Raw genomic sequence first — 19,980 nt, 5'->3', positions numbered from 1 at the left:
TAGTCCCCGATCGGGTGGCATGCGCACATGCGAATGCCCGTCGACCCGGACATGCATGATGTCGGGGATCCCGGAGTCGAGACGGCGTCTGAGGGCCTGTCTTCGAACTCGTTTTGCTTCGCGGTGCGGGTGGCAGACCTGGCGATTTCGCGCGAAATCGCCACCCGCCCCGCGTGGGAGACGGCGATTTCGCGCGAAATGGGCTACCTCACCCGAGGTGGACGGCCCGACACGACCACTTCAAAAACAGGCACCGAGGCTCCGCTACCCGCACCGCCACGCAAACCGAACCGCGCCTAAAATCGGGCGGTGTTCCCCGAGGAGCATGGAGGAGCTTTCTTGGCGCAGCAGCGATGGGTCCCGCTGGACGTGGACATATCCGTGCCGAGCATGGCTCGGACGTACGACTACATGCTGGGCGGTGCGCACAACTTCGCGGTCGACCGCGAAATAGGTGCGCAGATCGAGCAAGCCATGCCCGGGCTCCGCATGGCCGCGCGGGTGAACCGCGCTTTCCTCAGCCGCGTGGTGCGGTTCATGGTGGATCAGGGAATTCGTCAGTTCCTCGACATCGGTTCGGGAATCCCGACCCTGGCCAACGTGCACCAGGTGGCCCAGGCGGCGGCCCCGGAATGCCGCGTGGTCTACGTCGACCGCGATCCGGTCGCGGTCGCGCACAGCGAGCTGATGCTCGCGGACAACGACCGCGCGGCGATCGTGCGCGCCGACATGCGCGATCCCGAGGGAATCCTCGCCAGTCCGCAGGCGCGGCGGCTGCTGGATCTCGACGAGCCGGTCGGCCTGCTGATGCTGCTGATGCTGCACTGGATCCCGGACGAGTCGGACCCGCTGGGCCTGATGACCCGGTACGGAAACGCGCTGGCCGCCGGGAGCTGCCTGGCGATTTCGCACGTCACCGACGACCACCAGGGCGAGAACCTCGTCGAGGCGACCGACGCCATCCAGCGGAGCAAGAGTCCGGACCAGGTCGCCTTGCGCACGCACGCCCAGGTTTCCGAGCTGTTCGCCGGTTTCGAGCTGGTGGAGCCGGGACTCGTCGGGTGCGGGGAGTGGCGGCCCACCGGGCCGGCCGACATCGCCGAGCTGCCCGACATGAACATGCTGGTCTACGCGGGCGTCGGGCGGAAGAATCTGGCGAGCGCGGCGGAAGATGACTGAGCGCAGCGTCCTTTCACACGGATAGTCGAGCCCGTACCGACATGGGATGGATAGACTGCCTCCCCACATCACAAGATCAATACAGGCGAGCGAATGCAGAAGCCAAGTCGCAGACCGGATCTCACGCCCGCGGCCCCCGACGACGACCGCGGGCGGACGGTCCTCGCCCGGAAGTGGACCTACTTGCTCAGCCGCGCTGTCGTGGTGCCGCTGACCAACGAGGAACTCGGGCGCGAACTCCGCGACCAGCTGGACGCCTTCTGCGATGCGCTGCACGGTGAGCCGTTCACCGCGCAACCGGCCGAGCAGGTGGGCGAACGGCTGGCCGTGCTGGGGTACGTGGGGGACGAGGGGTTGCGCTGCACCCTGAACGTGCTCGGGAAGGGACTGCTGGCGCTGCCCGAGTTCCAGCCCAGTGACCGGTTCGCCGAACGGATCGTGGCGGGGTTGGGGGCGCTGGCGGGCGGTTTCGTCGTCGTGAACCAGCGCTTCGTCCTCGAACAGCAGGAGTCCATGCAGCTGTCGCTGCGCAAAGCGTTTCGTGACGCCGAGTCGCACCTGGCGGAAAGTGAGGCGCGCTTCGAGCAGGTAGCCACGTCCTCCACGAGCGGCATCCTGATCACCGATCTGGATGGGCGGCTCGTGCGAGCCAACGACGCGATCGCGGACATCCTCGGATATCCCCCGGCGGAGCTGGCCGAGACCACGCTGTTCGACCTCGTGCACCCGGACTCCGCCACCCTCCTGCGGCATGCGGTGCGGGTGCTGATCGATGGCGAGCAGGACCGGATCCGGCAATCGCAGCGGCTGTTCCGCAAAGACGGCTACCTCGCGCGCATTTCGTTGACCGCGTCCATGCTGCGCAGCGACGACCAACCCGGACAACTCGTCATCGTGGTCGAGGACGAGACCGATCTGGAAATGCTGCAGGGCGAGCTGAATCGGCAAGCCCTGCACGACGTGCTGACCGGCCTGCCGAACCGGCAGTACTTCACCACCCGGCTGGAGAGCGCGTTGCGCCGCGCCGACGCGGAGCACGGGATCACCCTGTTCTACCTCGATCTCGACGGGTTCGGCATGGTCTGCAACGGGCTCGGCAGACGCGCGGGCGAGCGGCTGCTGGTGCACGTCGGGCAGCGGCTGAAGGTCGCCATGGCCGACGAGCAGCACATGATCGCCCGGTTCGACGGCGACGAGTTCGCCATCTTGGTGCAGAACTCCGCCACCACACCCGAGATCGCCACCACCATCGCGAAGATCCACGCGGAGCTGGCCGAACCGATCTACGTGGACGGTCACGGGCTGGCCGCGTCGGTGAGCGTGGGCGTGGTGCACCGGCCACCGGCGGACTCGAACCCGGACAACCTGCTGCGCGCCGCGGACGTGACCCTGCGCCGCGCCAAAGCAGGACGTCGCGGGCAGTGGGAATTGTTCCACCCGGGCCAGGACGCCGACGACCGGCGCACCCACTCGGTCGCCGTCGGGATGCCAGGTGCGTGGGAGAACGGCGAAATCGAGGTGGTCTACCAGCCGGTGGTCGACCTGGCCGGCGGCCGGGTCGCAGGTGTGGAAGCGCTGCTGAGCTGGGAACGTCCGGACCTCGATCCGCTGCCACACCAGCGGTGCGCCCAACTGGCCGAGCGGACCGGTCTGATCTTGCCGCTCGGGGAGTGGTTGATGCGCACCGCGTGCGGGCAAACCGAATGGTGGCGCCGCAGGGGTTTCGACCTCCCGCTGACCATCGGCCTCACCAAGCACCAGGCTTGCGACGCCGACCTGGTCTCGCGGGTGATCCGCCTGCTGGACGACACCGGTCTGCCACCGGGCCAACTGGAGATCGGCGTGCCGCTCGGGACGCTGTCGACGAACGAGGCGGTCGACAACCTCGCGGTGCTGGCCGATCTGGGCACCCACCCGGTGCTCGACGACTTCGACCTCGGCCCCGACGCCATGGCTGCGGTGGCGGACCTGCCGGTGCGGTCCGTGCGGCTTTCCCGTCGGCTCGTCCAACGGCAGGCGCGATCGGACACGGAGTGCATCAGCGCGATGCTGCCCCTGGTTCACCGAGCCGGTGTGACCACCATCGTCAACGGTATCAACACCGCCGAACAGGCGGCCTGGTGGCACGAGGCCGGAGCGCACCGGGCCACCGGCGACCTCTTCGGAACCGCGCTACCGCCAGGTGAGGCCCTCGACCGCTTCGGCAACCAGAGCTGAGCCCGAACAGCGCAGCCCTGGTCCTCGGTCGGTCAGCTCAGCGGCACGAACCCGTCGAGTGCTGTTCCGGCAAGCAGGCGCCTGAGCATGTTCTGCGAAGCGGCTTCTCCGCCGACCGCCAGCGGGGTCCACAGTGGAATTGGGATGGATACTCGGCGACCTGTTCATTCGAGGTCGATAGGTTTGGGGCATGGCCGTTCACCGCCACGGCGTCGCGGAAGTCCGCAGGGTCGTTGCCGCTTGCCTGCCCGATTACCGGATCGGCTCCGTGGTGTGTGTCGGTGAGGGTCTGGACAACGTGGTGTACGAGGTCAACGGCGAGCTGATCGTGCGCTTTGGCAAGGAGCCCGACCCGGAGCGGCTCGATCGGGAGGCCCGCCTGCTCGCCGCCGTCGCCGCTGTTGCGCCGCTGCCCGTCCCCGAACCGACGTTCACGGTCGCGGAGCTGGGCTGCATGGCCTATCGCAAGCTTCCCGGCACGCCGTTGTTGGACCTGCCCCGGGATCGCCGGGTCCACGGCGGTGAACCACTCGTCGCCGGTCAGGCGCACCTCGCGGGCGAAGTCGTGCAGATGCTGGACGAGGGCGACGAAGACCTCCCGCACCCGCTTGTCCTCGACACCGGTGAAGGTCTGCTGCACCGCGTCGGTAATCGTTTTTCCGTCAGATCAATGGACATCGAGTCGCTCCTGGACTTGGTGCCTTCCTCAGTGCACGTCCGGCATCGCGCGCGCAAATCCATCTCGCCCGGCGGAAGACTCGAAGATTGTCTTGCGGGCCAGTGGGATTTCGACCGAGCAAGTCCGCGCTCGGGTTGTCAGCCACGCAGGGCGTGGATCGCCGCGACGGTCCGTGGACCGCTGTCACGCGGCGCGATGGGCGGCCCCGATCTGGAACATCTCGAAGACCCCTGCGGCAGCATCCGCGCCGGTCATCGGGCGGTCACCGCCGCGTCGAGCAGTCCCAGGCACACCGGAAGCCGACAGTTGCGCTGCGCGCGAATCCCAGTCCCGGCAAGAGCAGTTTCGCGCTGAACTCCGGCGCCTGGCGCCCGCCGTCGAAGTACCACTCGGAGCCCTCGGCCCGGAAGTCGCTGCCGCCTTTGAGCATGACGAACCGCGTCCGCCCGTCGGAGTGCTCGCTTTCGGTCCAGTTCCAGACGGCTGGCTCGCCACGCCGCAACCGACCGGTCTCGGCGGCGAGTTGCCACTCGTCCTCGGTCGGCAACCGGCCGCCGCGCCACGTGCAGTACGCGCGCGCGTCGTCGAGGTCCACGAACGTCACCGGCTCGTCGTCCGTTCCGGACGCCGGGCCACCATTCACCCAGTGCGTCAGGAAGCGGTGCGGTTCGGCGGGCTGATATCCCGTCGCCTGGCGGAACGCCGCGAACTCCGCGTTCGTGACCTCGGTCGCCGCAACGGCCACGGGAGCGGCCAGTTCGCCTTCGCGCTGGAGCGTTCGAGCGTCGTGCAACCTAGGGGGGAGGGGCTTCCACTCGTCCACGTACGGCGCACCCTGGTACATCCCGGTTTCACGAGCGCGGTAGCGCACCGTCAGCACGTAGGGTCCGGCGGGTACGACGACGGCGCCCGGCTCGGCCTCGCCATTCGTCCTCCGTGGATGGTGGCGAGCCGCGAGGCGGTGCGGGAAGCGGGCATCCGGGTCGTGCGGCATGCCGCGCAGTGCGTCGAGCAGACCCGGCAGCCAGCTCGGTTCCGGGGTCCCTGCCGCGATGTGCAGAACCGCCGCGATGCCCCGCGCCGGGACCGTGACGGAGTCCCCGGCGGGTCCGCCCGCGAACAGGTCGACGAGCTCGCCACCATCCCGTGGTGGCACCACCGGGCCGCGGTAATCCTGCTCGTCGCGGTTGACGACCGTCCACAGTGTCCAACCGTCCAGTTCCCAGCGCGACGCGTACACCCCGGCGGCCTCCGCCTCGGGCGCGAGATCCGCCAGCGGTGTCCAGGCGCCGTCGAGCAGGAGGTCACCGGCCGCTCGCTGGACGGTGACCATCCGGCGCACGGTGGCGGCGTCGCGGCGCGACCATCCCACCCACACACCGAAGACGACCTCCCACACCATGACGCCGACGCCGTTGAGCCACGCCGACCGCAGTTCCTCCGAGTGGTCGCGGTGCCAGCGGCGGACGTGGTGCTGCATGTGCCGACGCTCGTACCAGTGGGCGCGCAGTACGCCGGGCACGGAGGAATCGGCGAAGAACTGGGCCCACGAGCACGCGTGGTCCTCGATGCGTTCGACCGGAAGCTTGGACTCGCCCTCCAGCACCACGCCGGTCCGCGCGCGTTCCAGCCGCGCGACGAGTTCCGGTTCCGCCTTCTTGAGGGTGTCGAGGAAGACGCCGTCCGCATCGAGGTCCGCGACGAGCGCCGCCAGCTCGGTCACGTCGTCCTCGCCACGCCGGGTGCCGACGTCCCACGGGTTGTAGTCGACGAACACGCGCAGGCCCGCGTCGTGCAGTGCCGCCACGAGGCCGACGATGCCGGGCACGTCGCGGTAGAAGGCCCATTGGTTGCGCTCGTCGAGGCCGATCACGGGATACGCGTGCCACAGCACGACCGCGTCCAGCCCGCCGAAGCGCTCCTGCGCGTCGGCGAGGAAACGCTCGGGCGTGAACCGTCGCTGGTCGAACGAGTAGAGCAGCTCGTCCCACAGCCACACCTGTGCGACGGTGTGGCAACGTGCCGCCCAGCCCGCCGCCGGGCGGTCGTACGCCGCACCCGTGTAACCGTGGCGAGACCGCGCGTCTTCGCGCCACGCGCGCAGCCGCTCGCGCCACGCGGGGCGCTCGGCCGGGTCGGCCGGGCCAGCGAAGATCTTCGCTTCGTCGAGCGAGGCCAGCGGACCGTCGGAGGGCACCGTGGTCGGCCGGTCGATCGGACGCGGGACGAGCGGGTCGAACGTGTAGGTCATCGTGCCTTTCCTTCGGACGCGAACGCCGCGACTTCGTCAGCGGTGGGCAGTCTCTGCGCCAGAGCAGGTGATCGTCGGCGCACCGGCCATCACGACACTCCTCGTCCGGCTAGCGCGGCCGTGCGCGCCGCGAGGTCCGCGATGCGCTGGTCCCCGCCGGGCAACGAGGTCGCGATGCGTCCGCGCAGCGGTGCCGTCCACTGCTCGCCGATGCCGGGTACGCCGCGCAGCGCACCGACCACGCCGCCGACCGTCGCCGCCGCGGAGTCCGTGTCCCACCCGGCCGTCACCGCGATCGACACGCTGGGGCCGAACTCGCCGCCGCCCTTGGTGAGCGCGTACGCGATTACTGCGGCGTTGTTGAGCACGTGGACCCAGTGCAGGTGGCCGAATTCGGCGTGCAGGCGGTCCAGCCCGGCGCGCACTCCGCCCTCGGCGGCCACTTCGCGTCCGAACCGCACGGCATGGGCGAGTCGGCCGCGCGGCGGCAGGACCGTCTCGGCCGCGTCGAGGACGTCGTCGACGGTTCGGCAGACCATTGCCGCGGAAGCCAACGCCGCCGCCCAGATCGCGCCGTACACCCCGTTGCGGGTGTGGCTGAGCCGGGCGTCGGCCCACGCGAGCCGCGCGGCCGCGCGCACGTCGCCCGGTGCGACCCAGCCGAACACGTCGGCGCGGATGAGCGCGCCGATCCACTCGCGGAACGGGTTGTGGTGGGTCGCGGTCTCGGGCACGGGGCGGGCATCGAGCACGTTGCGGTAGGCGGCGCGCTCGGCGGTGAACACGCGCCCAGCCGGGAGGTTGTCGAGCCACAGTTGCGCGACGTCGTTCGTGGTGAAGTCGCGGCCGTGCTGTTCGAGCAGCGTGAGCGCGAGGATCGGGTAGTTGAGGTCGTCGTCCTCCGGCATCCCGTCGATGTTCTCCGCCAGCGAAGTGGCCGCGGAACGCCGGTTCCACGGCCAGCGCCTCGCGACGTCGCCGGGCAACCCGACGGCGGTGAACCACCGGTCCAGCGGCCAGCGGCCCGTCGCGCGGAGGATCTCCTCGATGCCCTCGCGCGGGATCTTCTCCACGGGCTTGCCGAGCAGGCACCCGGCCGCGCGACCGGTCCACGCCGCGTGGACCCGGTCGGCGGATACCTGGCGCGGCAGGTCCCGCGCGGACGGGAGCAATCCGACGATCGCGTCCCAGTCATCCGGTTCGTCCGGCGCGGGCGCGGCGGGAAGCGCGTCCAGTTCGTCGAGCAACTCGCGGGCGAGCGAGCGCAGCTCCGGTGCTGCCGGGTGCGGACCAGCGCCGCTCACCGCAGGCGTCGGGTCACCTCCGGCCACGACCCAGCGCGCTCGCACCGCGGTGATGTCCTTGCCCTCGTGGGCGGACTGGACGAGCTCGTGCGCGAGCAGGTCCTCGGGTTGTGCCCAGGTGAGCCTCATGCTGGCTCCCGCGCCGCGACGGTCACCCGCGCGCCGTCGAGCGCGTCGAGCGCGGCGAGGCGGGCGTGTGCTCGCTCCCGGTCGGCCTGGAGGATGTCGGCCGCGGCGGAGGACATGAGGCGCCCGGTCTCCCGGATGTCCATGCGGCTGGCCTCGCTGACCGCGTCGAGCCATTCGGCGGGCACGGCCGCGGTTCCGCCGAGCCCGGCGCAAATCGCGCCCGCCATGGTGGCGATCGAGTCGGCGTCCCGGCCGTAGTTGACGGCGGCGAGGACCGCGCCGCGGTAGTCACCCGCATGACCGAGCACGAATCCGAGCGCTGCGGGCAGTTCCTCGATGGACTTGGTGCGCGACGGGCGCCGCGCGTCGAGCGACATCTGCCGATAGTGCGGACCCACCGAGTCGAAGGGCGCCACCGTTTCCCGGACCAGGCGGGCGAGAGCACGTTCCTCGTCATCGGTGCGCGGTGGCTCGGTCCACCCGCCGAACGCGTCGACCACCGCGCGGATCGCCGCAGCGGTGCCATCGTGCGCGACGTCGAGCGCCGCCACGACCACGTCGTCGACACCCGCGCCCGGGGCGACCGCGGCCGCGACCATCGCGGCCATCACGCCCGCCGCCTCGCGGCCATAGCTCGACTGGTGCGCACCGGTGAGGTCGATCGCCTCGGCGTAGGCGCCACCCGGATCTCCGGCGTTCACCAGCCCCACGGGCGTGACGTACATCGCCGCCCCGCAGTTGACCACGTTGCCCACACCCGCTTCGCGCGGATCCACGTGTCCATAGTGGAGTCTTGCCACGATCCACTTCTCGGCGAGGAAAACCCGCTGCAACAGCAGTGCGGTCGATTCGAGCTCGGGAACCCACCGGGGCTCGCCGATCATGAGCGGCACCAGGTCCTCCGCCATCGCGTACGCGTCGAGGTGCGCGCGGCGCTTCGCGTACACCTCGACCAGCGCCCGCGTCATCAGGGTGTCGTCGGTGACGTGGCCGTCGCCCTTGTGGTACGGCGCTATCGGGCGAGCGTCTCGCCAGTCCGGGTACCAGGGCCCGACGATGCCGGTGACGCGACCGCTGTGCCGCTCCTCGATCTGCTCCGGAGTCCACCCCTCGGTGGCGCCACCGAGCGCGTCCCCCACTGCCGCACCGGCGATCACCGCAACCGCCCGGTCTTCCAGCCAGGTCAACGAATCCACTCCTGTCCCGATTGCCAAACCGCCACGCAAGCCACTCTGAAACATTCTCTAGTTGTTGACGTTCTTCCAGCCGTCTTGGAGTTGCCTCGCGAGGCCGTCCGCGTCGATCTGCCGTGCGAGGAACTGCTGGTACGCCGGGGTTGCGACGGTGTCCTTCCACTGCGCGTACTTGTTGATGAACAGGTAGGGCGCGGACACCAGGTGTTGACCGGACGACAGGATCACGTCCCAGCCGTTCTGGGTGCCGAGTTTCGCGGCCAGTGCCTGCTGGGCCGAGGTCGTCGCGGGAATCAGCCCGTCGGCCTCGTTGAGCGCGGCGAGGTGCTCGGTGTTCGTGAAGAAATCGATGAACTGCGCGGCGTCCTCGACGTGGGCCGAGTCCCTGTTCACCGAGAGGGTCTGCGGGTTGGCGGCCTGCGCGGGCCCCGCCGAACCGGCCAGCGGCGGCAGCACGATCCAGTCGAAGCCCTCGGGCGCGTCCTTCGCGATGTTCGCGGCCTGGTAAGAACCCTGGACCGTCATGGCGACCTGGCCCGCGTAGAAGGGCGCGAGCGCCTTCGAGCCGGATTGGGTCAACGTCACCGGAAGGATCGAGCGGTCCTGGTACGCCATCGCGTCGACGAGCGCGGGCAGCGCCATCTCGCCGTTGCCGACCGAAATCGTCGCGTTGTCACCGGTGCCCTGGAAGTAGGTCCCGCCGAATCCCGGCGCCAGGGCCATGAAGGTCGCAGTCGGGCTCGACAGTCCCCAGCCGAGGCCGTACGCGCCGTCCTTGGTGGTCGCCCTGGCGATCTCCCGCAATTGGTCCCAGGTCATCGTCGGCCCAGTCGGAATCGCCACACCCGCGCGTTCGAGCATGGTCTTGTTCGCGAAGACCACATAGGACTGCAGCTCGGTCGGGTAGGCGATCACCTCGCCGTTGACCGTCACGGAGTCGAGGACGCCCTTCGGGATGTCCGCGCGCTTCTGCTCGGACAGGTGCGGCGAGAGATCCGCGAGGTAGCCGTCGAGCGCGAACGGGGTGATCGCCGCCGCCTCGTAGTGGACGATGTCCGGCGCAGCCCCCGCGTTGAACGCGGTGATGAGCTTGTCGTAGGCGCCGTCCCAGCCCGCCTGCACGACCTTGACCTGCACATCGGGGTGGGTCTCGTTCCATTCGTCGACGATCGACTGCGTCGCCGCGATCGCCCCGGGCTGGTCGGACAGGGATTGGAAGGTGAGGGTCTCCGGGCCACCGGCACCGCTGCCACCACCGCAGGCGGTGAGCATCAGCATCAGGCAGGCGGGGATCACCAAGAGCCGTATCTTCATCGACCGACCTTTCGACTTTCCGATGTGGGGTGGGATCGGCGCTGGGTTCATCCCTTCACCGCCCCGGCCATGAGTCCGCTGGTGAGCCTTCTCCGCAGGATCGCGAAGAAGACGATGCTCGGAATCGCGGCGAGTACCGCGCCAGCGGCCAGCGGTCCGAGCGCGACCTTGCCCTCACCGCCGACGAACATGTTCAGCGTGATGGGCAGCGTGTAGTTCTCCGGCGACTGCAACAGCACGAGCGCGAAGAAGAATTCGTTCCAGGACGACACGAAGCTGAACATCGCCGTGGCGGCCACGCCCGGGGCGAGCAACGGGAACACGATCGCCCGCAGCACGGTGAACCGGCTGGCCCCGTCCGTGGCCCCGGCCTCTTCGAGCTCCACCGGGATCGCGCAGATGTAGCCCTGGAGCAGCCACAGCGCGAACGGCAGGATGTAAGTGGTGTGCACCAGTGTCAGGCCGAGCAGGTTGTCGGCCAGGCCGAGCGTCCGCAGGATCAGGAACAGGGGGAGAATGATCAAGACCACCGGGAACACCTGGCTCACCAGGATCCAACCCACTCCGGCGATCCGCGCCTTCCCCTTCAGCCGGGCCAGCACGTAAGCCGCCGGGACCGCGATGAGGACCGCCAGCGCAGTGGACGCCAGCGCCACCACGAGGCTGTTCCAGGCTGACCGGATGAGCCCCTGCCGGGCGAGCGCCTCCGAGTAGTTCGCCCAATGCCAGTCCCGCGGCAGCAGGCTCACCGCTAGCGAGTTGAGCTCACCGGACGACTTCACCGAGGCCGAGATCAGCCACAGCAACGGGAAACCGAGGAACACGATGTACAGCGCGAGAGCGAGGTACTGGGCTGGACGCACCAGGACGCGCATGGCTCACCGCCCCCTTTCCACGCGATCGCCGCGGAACTGCGATCGCAGGTACACGGCGAGGAGGAACACGATCACGATGACGAGCACGAGACCCATCGCCGCCGCGGAACCGATCTCGCGGTTCTTGAAAGCCTCCAGGTAGACGAAGAGCACCGGAACCATCGTCTTTCCGCCCGGACCACCCTCGGTGAGCACGTAGACCAGCGAGAACGAGTTGAAGTTCCAGATGAAGTTCAGCGACGTGATCGATGTGACGATCGGCCGCAGGCTGGGCCAGGTGACCGCCGTGAACCGCCGCCACACCCCGGCGCCGTCCACCGCCGCGGCCTCGCTCAGTTCGGCCGGGATCTGCTGCAGCCCGGCCAGGAGGGTGACCGTCGTCTGCGGCATCCCGACCCAGACACCGACGACGATCACCGCGGGCAGCGCCGTCGAGAAGTTCCCGAGCCAGTTGATGTCGTCGGGAAGCCCGACACCGCCCAGGAAAGCGTTGAGCGGACCACCGTTGGCCGAGTAGATCATCTGCCACATGATCGCCACGACCACCGGCGGCATCGCCCACGGTATGAGCGCGAGCACCCGCGTCAAGCCCTCCAGGCGCAGACCCGAGTTGAGCAGCAGCGCCAGGCCCATCGCGGCGGCGAGTTGGAGCAGCGTGACGCCGACCGTCCAGATCATGCCGATGCGCAGCGAATCCCAGAACAGCGAATTGCCCGCGAGTTGCCCGAAGTTGTCCAGTCCCACGAATGCGAAGTCCGGACGACGCACCAGCCGGGCGCCGGTGAACGCGAGTGCGACACCCATGACGAGCGGCGCCACGCTGAGCACCAGGATCGGGAGCAGCGAGGGGATCACCAGCGCGATCGCTTCGCGCCGTCGGCCGTGCGCCAAGCTGGTCCCGCGGCGGCGCGCGGGTCCACGCCGCGAAGTCGGTGCAGACGACGGTCGAGTTCCCTCGGTCAGCGGCGGCATGGTCATCGCCCACCCCGTTCCGCGCCCGCTGAAACCGTGGACTCCCGCACCACGAGCGTCGGGCCTACGGTGACCTGCTGCGTCTGGAGGTCGGGATCGTCGGCGAGCTGGAGCATCAGCTGCGCCGCCGCGCGCCCGCGTTCGGCAGCGCCGAGGGACACGCTCGTGAGGCTGGGCTGGAACACCTGCCCGATCTCGGTGTCGTCCATCCCGGTCACGGCCACGTCCTCCGGCACCGCCAAGCCGAGTTCACGCACCGCGCGGATCGCACCGATGGCCAGCAGATCGTTGGCCGCCACGACGGCGTCGAGCCGTTCGGCCCGTCCGGGCATCCGGGCGAGGAGTCGACGCGCGGCCGCGAGACCTGCCGCGACGGTGAAGTTCCCGGCGATCTCGATCTCGGTGCGCTCGGCGGTGCAGCCGTCCGCCGCGATGGCCGCGTCGAAGCCGCGCTGGCGGGATTCACCCGGCGTCGTGTCGAGCGGGCCGTTGAGGAATCCGATGCGGCGGCGGCCGATCGAGCAGAGGTGACGAACCGCCGCGCCGATACCACCCGCGGAGTCGGTGGAGACCGAGCTGACGCCGTGGTCGCTCAGCGTGCGGCCGAGCACCACCACCGGCACGGGTGCCTGCCGGATCTCACGGATCAGCCGGTCGTCGGTGCGCAGCGGGGCGACGATCATGCCGTCGACGAAGCCGCTGTTCAAGCTGCTCACCAGTGCTGCTGTCGACGTCGCGGTATCACCGGTGGTCATGACCACGACCCGGTACCCGTGCGGTGCCAGCACTTCGTGGATCGCGCGCATCATCTCGACGTAGACCGGGTTGCCGATGTCGTCCACCGCGAACGCGATCTGGAAGGTCTTCTTCATCCGAAGCGATCGCCCGATCGCGTCCGGGCTGTAGCCGAGCTCAGCCGCCGCCGCCTGGACGCGTTCGACCATCGCCTTGCTCGCGCCGGTCCCGTGGAGGGCACGGGAGGTCGACGCCAGGGAAACCCCGGCGCGCTCGGCCACCTGCAACAGCGTGGCCCGTGATGACGTCATCGTCCCTCCACCTCGTTGTGGCAACGGCCGTTCCCGATTGCTGGAAACGTTTCCAGCTCGGTTTTCGGCAAACTGGAAACGTTTCCAAGAGATTGGCGGAGATCATGTCATCCAGCGCGACGCAATGTCAACCACGACCTGCGCCGCAGGTTGGGAGACGTCCCAGCAATGCGGATTCCCGCTGTTTCCACGCTCTGCCCCTGGCACGTCGCCGCTCACCTGCCGGACGCGGCGAAACGGTCCCGCAGCAGCCTTGTTGCCGCCTGAGCCGTTCGTTGTACCGCCCGCGAGTCCCGCAGCTGATCGATCTCGTCGGCCCGTCCGGCGACGCTGACGGCGGCGACGGGCAGACCGTCGGTCGAATATATCGGCGCGGCGATCCCAACGATGCCACGAACGTATTCCTCACGGCTGTACGCGACGCCACGCCTGCGGATGTCCGCCAGCTCGCACCGCAGCGCATTGACATCCGTGATCGTCGCCGGAGTGATGCCCGGCAACCGGGCCGAGGACAGCGCGTTCACGATGTCCGGCCGGTAGCCCAGCAGTGCCTTTCCCGCAGACGTGCAGTGCGCCGACGCCTGCTCCGAGGTCTGCCTGATGACATCGGCGTGTCGGTGGGCGTAAACCGTGTCGAGGTACCAGACGCTTCGACCGGCCAGGACGCCCAGGCTCGCCGTCGCGTCGGTCTGTCTGCACAGATCGAGCAGGAATGGCGTGACAAGTCGTCTCAGCTGACGTGGCCGGACCGCGCCAGCGCACTGGGCCAGCTCGTAGAGGTGCTCACCGAGCACGTAGCCGTCGTCGGTCCTGATGACCAGCCGGTAGCCGACGAGATCGTGCAGGATCCGGTGGACGGTCGTCTTCGGCAGGCCGATCCGCCGGGCCAGTGCGGAAAGACGGCTCGGCGACCCGCCCGATGCCAGCTCGTCGAGGATGTCGAGGGCCTTCTGCAACGACCGGACTCTGGGCGGGCAATCCTGGTAGGGAACCGAGCACCCAGCGCGGCGGGTGAGCCATGCTCGACGTGCTGATCGTGTGAATCCCACCGCATCCACCGGCTATTCACGATTCAGCTCCGATCGCGCAGTCGTCGGCATGCCGTGGCCGTCCACCCAGTAAGCGTCCCGGTGGCCGCCGCCGGGAAGCCTCCGGGGAGGGCGCGGTTGTTGAACCTCCGGCCATGTTTCACGCACTGCCGCCATGCGCTGGATCCGCACCGGGCCAGTGCGCTACTACGTGCTTCGGAGCGGAGGAGTGGATCTGGCTGCGGTCGGAGGAGCCAGTAAACCGTTGCGGTGGGCGATGATGCTGTATGCGGAGACTTTGTCGGTGAGCAGGGCGACCGACAGGTTGACCGCCAGGATGCGCAGTTCCTCCAGGGGGCCGGTGATCCCTTGGGGGAAGTGGGTTTCTATGTTGCTGCGCACCTCCAGCAACCAGTGGGCGACGTCGGTGTTCTTGGGTAGCACCCGCATGTCGGCGATGGTGAATCCGTTGTCTTCCAGCACTTTGGCGAAGTACCCCGGTGTTTTGCGGTGGCCCACGGCTAGCCGGTCCACCTCGTCGGGTATGGCCGACTGGTATTCGGCCAGGTCCACCTTGTAGAGGGTGTCGGAGATGATGACGGTTCCGCCTGGGCGTATCCGTCCGGCCAGCGCTGCCATCGAGGTCTCGTACAGTTCGTTGGGGAAATGAGTGATGACACCGCGGATGTTGACCAGATCGTAGAGCCGCTGCGGGTCGGGGAGCAGGCCGATGTCGCGGGCGTTGCACAGGTAGAGGCTGGTGCGGTCGCTGACGCCCTGATCGTTCAGATAGGTCGAGCAGTATTCGAGTTGTCGGCGGCTGATGTTGAGTCCATCGATTCGCGGGCAGTCGGGGAAGCGGTGTGCCAGGTAGCTGATCAGGTAGCCCCAGCCGCAGCCCATGTCGAGGACGCGTGACAACGGGGGCCGTTTTGGCCCGGCCAGGCCAGCGAGGTCCAGCTGCCGTTCGAAGAAGCGGATCCCGGATTCCCCGAGCGATACCGGGCGGGGCGAGTCGGGATGGTCGTAGCAGCCCCATTCGAACATCAGCGTGTCCCCCAGCGCTTTGCGCCAGGACTCCGGGTCGTCGCCGTAGGTGTGAACCACCTTCTCCTGGTAGGCATCCGCCACGGGACCGTGGATGACGGTAAACCGGCGGTCGTGTTCGAGGAGGTCGCTCATGGTGCTGCTCCTTGGCTGTCGCTGATGGTGGCGGTCGTCAGTGGCGGGCTGTCCGGTCTGCGACCACCACGCGCGGTAGGGGACGGCCAGTGGCTCGCCGGTCGCGCAGCCGGTATCGCTGCGTCCATTCCAGAGCGCTGATCCATCAGGCCGGTGAGTGCGCGCGGCTCAAATTCGCGGTTGAGCGGATTGAAGTTGCCCGGCCATCGTGCGGTCCGTCGCTAGATAGGCATACCTGAAGGTGGCCCGGTGCGGCAGCCGGGTGTTCCGTGCTCCGGAACAGTTTATTCGCGCGTACCGGGGCGGCCGAGCGGCCGGTCCGGCGCTATCGAGGGGGATGGCCCGAACCGGTCCATGCGATGCGCCAGCCGCTCAAGATCAGCGCCGGTGCGAAAGGTTGTTCCAGAGACCGGAACAACAACTACGAGTTGCGCTCGACCGGCCATATCCTCCCCGGGTGTGCACCCACTTCGAGCGAGCGGCAATCAAAAGACGATTTACGGAGATAGCACATGTCGGCTAAACCAACCAGCGTAGAACACCGCATTCATGTTGCAGCGGGGACGACGATTCACCTGCCTCCGCATGGCCTAACTCTGCCGGTGTTGGAGCATCCGGACAGCGATCAAGTCGTACCGCAGGTGAACGACGCCGATTGGCCTTTCATACTCGATCTTTTCGGTAGCCGCAAAGCGGCAGAAGCATATTTTGCGTACAACATGCCCGTTTATGGCGCGCTTTGCTGCCCCCATGGGCGCGCGGATCGCATCTTTTCAGTTGCGCAGGCGATGGATCTCATGACGCTCATGGATGACGAGTTCTCGCGCCCTGAGGTTCTTGCCAGCGAAGAGACTGCCGGTGAACTGCGAATCCACTATCTGGCTGCTCTGGACGGCGTTGAACCGCCTGGAAACTTCCCCATCGCACGACTTCTTTGGCTACATCTCCGAACTATCGGGCGAGATATCAATCCCAGGGTCGATGCAAGACTCAAACAAGCCATTTCCGAACGGGTCGAGAGTCTGGCTTCGGGGAATCGTCCTACCATTCAGAGCTTTGCCGACATCGAAATGTACCTCGCCTTTCGCAGGACGGACATCTTCGCCGACTGGGCAAATATTCTCATTGCCGAATACGGAATCGATGTCGACATGACGAACGCCTTGCAAGATCCGGATCTTCGACACGCAGTGGAACGCTCGCTCAACACGATCGTTCTTGCCAACGACTTGTACTCGCTCAGCAGGGAAATCTCCGCGCGCGACTCTCTCAACGTCATCTGGCTTCTGCTCAGGGACGAACCAGAGTTGAGCTTGCAGGACGCGGTCAAGAAACTTGTGGAGATTTTGGACGACATGGAACGACAATTCCTCGCTGCCCGCGACAAGGTCGCCGCCGGACCGATCGGTCATCGAGAGGACGTGCGTCGCTATCTGACGGAGGTCGGCCACTTCAGCTCCGGCAATGCCGAGTTTCATCTGAGAAGCCTGCGGTATCACGGCCGCCCTGATGGAGAAATCTTCACTTCAGGCGAAATTGCCGTGGGCACCTCGCCCACGATATACCAGATTGCGGCTGCCCACCCCGGCAAGTGACCGGAATGAAAGGCGTGAGCGCCCGCCGGGAACACGGCACGGCCCGCCTCCCCGATGGGAAGGCGGGCCGGTTCGGGTCGAATCGTCAAGCCAGCGGTTCTCCGGCCGCTTCGGCGGCTTTGCACAGCGAATCGACCAGTAGGTCGCGGTACTTCTCGGCGGTCGCGGTGTCGCCGTTAGTGATCGCGTCATCGATCGCCGACAACGGCTGTACCGCGTAACCCGTGTACAGGCCTGGTGCGTAGACCATGTGCTTGTACCAGTCCCGGCCAGGCAGACCTTCGGGTTGGGTCAACGCGCGTTCCTGGGCTATCAACGCATCCGTGATGGCATCGCCGCGTCCGTCGTCGATACCGCGCGCTTCGTCCTCCAACCGTTCGGCAGCCGCTTTCCACTCCCGAGCTGCGGCGTAGGCGGGGGAGAGGTCGACCACTCGCCCGTCGGTCTGCTTGGCGTCGAGATCTTCCAAGTGGCCCACGACCGCGGTCGCGTAGTCGGAATAGAGCATCGGCGCGACGTCGGAACCGGCCATGCGCAACGCGAAAGTGCCCGCGTATGCCGCGGCTGCCTCGTGGTAGCGGTAACCGGGGTCGAGGAAGTTGCGCATCATGTGCAGGTCGTCGTAGGCGCTGTGGTACTCACCGCTGGGCGTCGACGTGCCGAAATCGGCCGAGGCGATGCCGAGGTGGTCCAAGAACGGGGTGTAGTCCGATCCGCTGCCCAACCGGTCCGGCACCGGCTGCTGCTCGCCCGACGCCTGCTGCCAGTTGCGGTACAGCGTGCCGTGTTCGGGGTCGCTGACGTCCTTGGCGATGTCGGCCAGCACGTCATCGAGCGCCGGAACCGCGCTGGCGGAGAAGTTCTTGCCGCCGCCAGCACCATCCATGTTCAGGTACACCAGGGCGTTTTCCAGCAGATCGGCGCGGTGTTGCTCGACCCATTCGGTCGCCCCCAGCAACCCGTACTCCTCGCCGTCCCACCCGGCCAGCACGATGGTCCGCTCCGGCTGCCACCCGCGATCGCGCAACGCGGCCATCGCCCGAGCGGCTTCCATCAGGGTCGCCCACCCGGACACGTCGTCCTTGGTGCCGTAGGTCCACGAGTCGAAGTGCGCGCCGAGCACGACCTTCTGCTCCGGGTGCTTCGAACCGGGGATCTCCACGATCACGTCGTTGACCGGTATCTGCTGGTAGTCGATGTCCAGATCGAGGTTGACCCGGGTCGGCCCGGGACCCACCCGGTAGGTCAGGTCCAAACCGCCCTGCCATTCTTCTGGCGCCTGCGGGCCTTGCAACGCCGCCAACAGGTGCTGGGCTTGGCCGTAGGAGATCGGTGTCGTCGGTACGCTCGTCATGTTGTCCGCTTCCGACGGATCAAGACGCGGCGTGCCAGGTGTGGACGGTTCGCCAGGTGTGAGCGGGTCACCCGGGTACTGGAAGATGTACTGCACGCTGCCGCGCTGGATGCCGTCGGCGTTGCGCCATGGTCCGTCCGGGTAGACCGCGCCCTGGGTGAAACCGTCGTCCGCGGGGTCGGAGTACAGGATCACCCCAGCGGCGCCGTGTTCTTCGGCGACCTTCGACTTCACCCCGCGGAAGCTCTGCCCGTAACGCGCCAGCACGATCTTGTCGCGGACGTCGACGCCCATTTCCGCCAGCCTGGCGTAGTCATCCGGCAGGCCGTAGTTGACGTAGACCACGTCCGCGGTGACGTTTCCCGGCGGTGAATAGGCGTTGTAGCCGACGACCACGTCCTCGAAGTTCTCGTGCCACGGGTAAGGCGATTCCTTCACCGCCAGTTCCCGCTGCTCGGGCCCGGTCATGGCCACCGAAACATCCTTCGGCACCGAGGCGTGGACGCGATAGCTCTCCAGCCTTGGCTCAAGACCCCATTCGGCCAGTTTGTCCACCGAATACTGCGCTCTGCGCGCGGCACCCTCGGTGCCGACCAGACCGGGGTAGGTCGACATCGCCTCGCTCATCCGTGCCGCGCTGTCCGCGTCGACCTCCTGCTGCAGTGCACGCTCCCAACCCCGCAGGTCGTTGAATGCGCCCTGCGCGGTCGCAGGCGAGATCTGCACTGCGAGTCCGGCGACGAGTGTTGTGGTCAACGCGACCGAACCGAACAACCACCTTCGGCTTCGGAGTCTGTTTCGGGACATCCGCCCTCCTGGTGCTGTGGTATGCGGTGAGCAAGACGAAAAGTACAAAAGGGGGCCCGCTCGCACAACGGCTACCACCCGTTCGTCAACCCATCACTGTCGGCGACGTCCAAAGTGGAGACCTCGACACACGCACCACCGATAACCGAGTTCGTTGGCCACCCCGATGGAGTGAGGGCTGTCGCAGCCGCCGAGGGAGTGTCGTGCCGATCGCAGCAGCGGTGGGGTTGGGTGTTCAGCGGTGCCGTTCGGCGATTCTCATCGCCCAGGCGTAGAGCTTCGCGGGATTGCCGAGCGTGGCTTGGAGGCTGGGTTTGACCAGCGGGCCGGTGCTGGCGCTGAGGAGGTCGAACAGGCCGAGATCAACCCACTCCCAGAGCATGCTGTCGAAGTTGTAGGCCTCCATGAGCGGGGTGAGTCGCTGGCGGATCTCGGTCACTTCTTCCTGGGACAACCCGGCTTCGCGCAGGCGGTTGTCGGTGGCTCGTTCGTATTCGGGGTCGAACCAGGTGTCGAGGAACGGTTCGAGCAGGTCCGACCAGGTGTCGGGTCGGTGCTTCCTGGGGATGTTGTTGCGCTGGCAGAACTGTTCGAGTGCTTGCTGTTGCGCGTGGGGTACGAACAGGGTTTCGCCGAGCGTGGTTCGGATCTCGGGTGGCCAGGTCTTCCAGTCGGCGTCGCGGATCTGCGCGGGGGTGAGCGTTCCGGTGGGGTGGACGGTGGCGCCGGGAAAGTCGTAGCGCAGGAAGCGGATGTGGTCTTCGGCGAAGTTGACCTCCATTGGGACATCGTGCAATCTCGACTGAGCGTCCGGAAGTGGGCCGCACCGTGAGATTCGTTGCCACGAGCAGGGTG

14 protein-coding genes and 2 pseudogenes are annotated in these 19,980 nt (G+C 67.6%); 4 read left to right on the top strand and 12 right to left on the bottom strand.

All coding sequences use genetic code 11. From position 1 onward, the window contains the following. Positions 1 to 339: 339 nt before the first annotated feature. From ACTWQN_RS03145 to ACTWQN_RS03135, 3 genes and pseudogenes are all read left to right on the top strand, one after another. The gene (locus ACTWQN_RS03145; RefSeq protein ID WP_443201771.1) at positions 340 to 1,179 is read left to right on the top strand and encodes an SAM-dependent methyltransferase; all 840 of its coding nucleotides are present in this window, start codon (positions 340 to 342) and stop codon (positions 1,177 to 1,179) included. 93 nt (positions 1,180 to 1,272) lie between these two features. Continuing rightward, entirely contained in the window at positions 1,273 to 3,396 is a 2,124-nt protein-coding gene (locus ACTWQN_RS03140; protein WP_443201770.1) for a putative bifunctional diguanylate cyclase/phosphodiesterase, read from the top strand. Between the two features lie 190 nt (positions 3,397 to 3,586). Further along, positions 3,587 to 3,922 (top strand): annotated as a pseudogene (locus ACTWQN_RS03135) (phosphotransferase); the annotation flags it as partial. Between the two features lie 33 nt (positions 3,923 to 3,955). Here the strand turns inward: ACTWQN_RS03135 and ACTWQN_RS03130 are convergent. The 10 genes and pseudogenes from ACTWQN_RS03130 to ACTWQN_RS03085 all read right to left on the bottom strand — a co-directional run. Then, positions 3,956 to 4,000, bottom strand: a pseudogene (locus tag ACTWQN_RS03130) (hypothetical protein); the annotation flags it as partial. 337 nt (positions 4,001 to 4,337) lie between these two features. Further along, positions 4,338 to 6,326, bottom strand: a complete 1,989-nt coding sequence (locus tag ACTWQN_RS03125) for an SUMF1/EgtB/PvdO family nonheme iron enzyme (RefSeq protein ID WP_443201769.1) — start codon at positions 6,324 to 6,326, stop codon at positions 4,338 to 4,340. 89 nt (positions 6,327 to 6,415) lie between these two features. Then, on the bottom strand, positions 6,416 to 7,759 hold the full coding sequence (locus tag ACTWQN_RS03120; protein WP_443201768.1) for an ADP-ribosylglycohydrolase family protein: 1,344 nt from the start codon (positions 7,757 to 7,759) through the stop codon (positions 6,416 to 6,418). After that, positions 7,756 to 8,955 (bottom strand): ADP-ribosylglycohydrolase family protein, encoded by a 1,200-nt coding sequence (locus ACTWQN_RS03115; RefSeq protein ID WP_443201767.1) that lies wholly within the window; start codon positions 8,953 to 8,955, stop codon positions 7,756 to 7,758. Before ACTWQN_RS03115 ends, ACTWQN_RS03120 begins: the two co-directional genes overlap by 4 nt. 48 nt (positions 8,956 to 9,003) lie before the next feature. Next, positions 9,004 to 10,266, bottom strand: a complete 1,263-nt coding sequence (locus ACTWQN_RS03110; protein WP_443201766.1) for an ABC transporter substrate-binding protein — start codon at positions 10,264 to 10,266, stop codon at positions 9,004 to 9,006. A gap of 47 nt (positions 10,267 to 10,313) precedes the next feature. After that, positions 10,314 to 11,141, bottom strand: a complete 828-nt coding sequence (locus tag ACTWQN_RS03105) for a carbohydrate ABC transporter permease (protein ID WP_443201765.1) — start codon at positions 11,139 to 11,141, stop codon at positions 10,314 to 10,316. A 3-nt stretch (positions 11,142 to 11,144) separates the two neighbouring features. Beyond that, positions 11,145 to 12,119: a carbohydrate ABC transporter permease gene (locus ACTWQN_RS03100; protein ID WP_443201764.1), complete on the bottom strand. Its 975-nt coding sequence runs from the start codon at positions 12,117 to 12,119 to the stop codon at positions 11,145 to 11,147. Beyond that, a complete protein-coding gene (locus ACTWQN_RS03095) occupies positions 12,116 to 13,159 on the bottom strand; it encodes a LacI family DNA-binding transcriptional regulator (protein ID WP_443201763.1) in 1,044 nt (347 codons plus the stop codon). Before ACTWQN_RS03095 ends, ACTWQN_RS03100 begins: the two co-directional genes overlap by 4 nt. Before the next feature lie 215 nt (positions 13,160 to 13,374). Beyond that, entirely contained in the window at positions 13,375 to 14,115 is a 741-nt protein-coding gene (locus ACTWQN_RS03090) for an IclR family transcriptional regulator (RefSeq protein ID WP_443201762.1), read from the bottom strand. A gap of 279 nt (positions 14,116 to 14,394) precedes the next feature. Further along, positions 14,395 to 15,369, bottom strand: a complete 975-nt coding sequence (locus tag ACTWQN_RS03085) for an SAM-dependent methyltransferase (protein WP_443201761.1) — start codon at positions 15,367 to 15,369, stop codon at positions 14,395 to 14,397. Between the two features lie 512 nt (positions 15,370 to 15,881). Here ACTWQN_RS03085 and ACTWQN_RS03080 point away from each other — a divergent pair. Further along, entirely contained in the window at positions 15,882 to 16,964 is a 1,083-nt protein-coding gene (locus ACTWQN_RS03080) for a terpene synthase family protein (RefSeq protein WP_443201760.1), read from the top strand. Between the two features lie 85 nt (positions 16,965 to 17,049). Here the strand turns inward: ACTWQN_RS03080 and ACTWQN_RS03075 are convergent, their stop codons facing one another. Further along, positions 17,050 to 19,125 carry a M28 family peptidase gene (locus tag ACTWQN_RS03075; RefSeq protein ID WP_443201759.1) on the bottom strand — a complete coding sequence of 692 codons (2,076 nt, stop codon included), beginning with the start codon at positions 19,123 to 19,125 and terminating at the stop codon, positions 17,050 to 17,052. A gap of 235 nt (positions 19,126 to 19,360) precedes the next feature. Continuing rightward, positions 19,361 to 19,906, bottom strand: a complete 546-nt coding sequence (locus ACTWQN_RS03070) for a hypothetical protein (RefSeq protein ID WP_443201758.1) — start codon at positions 19,904 to 19,906, stop codon at positions 19,361 to 19,363. Between the last annotated feature and the right edge of the window lie 74 nt (positions 19,907 to 19,980).

It is taken from the genome of Saccharopolyspora antiqui, assembly GCF_052246905.1.
GTDB lineage: Bacteria > Actinomycetota > Actinomycetes > Mycobacteriales > Pseudonocardiaceae > Saccharopolyspora.
This window is presented reverse-complemented; position numbering and strand designations above follow the sequence as displayed.

What these genes read in the sequence shown, in the direction of transcription:
- ACTWQN_RS03140 (WP_443201770.1), top strand. Translation starts at nt 1,273, where the DNA reads ATGCAGAAGCCAAGTCGCAGACCGGATCTCACGCCCGCGGCCCCCGAC.
- ACTWQN_RS03125 (WP_443201769.1), bottom strand. Translation starts at nt 6,326, where the DNA reads ATGACCTACACGTTCGACCCGCTCGTCCCGCGTCCGATCGACCGGCCG.
- ACTWQN_RS03120 (WP_443201768.1), bottom strand. Translation starts at nt 7,759, where the DNA reads ATGAGGCTCACCTGGGCACAACCCGAGGACCTGCTCGCGCACGAGCTC.
- ACTWQN_RS03110 (WP_443201766.1), bottom strand. Translation starts at nt 10,266, where the DNA reads ATGAAGATACGGCTCTTGGTGATCCCCGCCTGCCTGATGCTGATGCTC.
- ACTWQN_RS03105 (WP_443201765.1), bottom strand. Translation starts at nt 11,141, where the DNA reads ATGCGCGTCCTGGTGCGTCCAGCCCAGTACCTCGCTCTCGCGCTGTAC.
- ACTWQN_RS03100 (WP_443201764.1), bottom strand. Translation starts at nt 12,119, where the DNA reads ATGACCATGCCGCCGCTGACCGAGGGAACTCGACCGTCGTCTGCACCG.
- ACTWQN_RS03095 (WP_443201763.1), bottom strand. Translation starts at nt 13,159, where the DNA reads ATGACGTCATCACGGGCCACGCTGTTGCAGGTGGCCGAGCGCGCCGGG.
- ACTWQN_RS03085 (WP_443201761.1), bottom strand. Translation starts at nt 15,369, where the DNA reads ATGAGCGACCTCCTCGAACACGACCGCCGGTTTACCGTCATCCACGGT.
- ACTWQN_RS03080 (WP_443201760.1), top strand. Translation starts at nt 15,882, where the DNA reads ATGTCGGCTAAACCAACCAGCGTAGAACACCGCATTCATGTTGCAGCG.
- ACTWQN_RS03075 (WP_443201759.1), bottom strand. Translation starts at nt 19,125, where the DNA reads ATGTCCCGAAACAGACTCCGAAGCCGAAGGTGGTTGTTCGGTTCGGTC.
- ACTWQN_RS03070 (WP_443201758.1), bottom strand. Translation starts at nt 19,906, where the DNA reads ATGGAGGTCAACTTCGCCGAAGACCACATCCGCTTCCTGCGCTACGAC.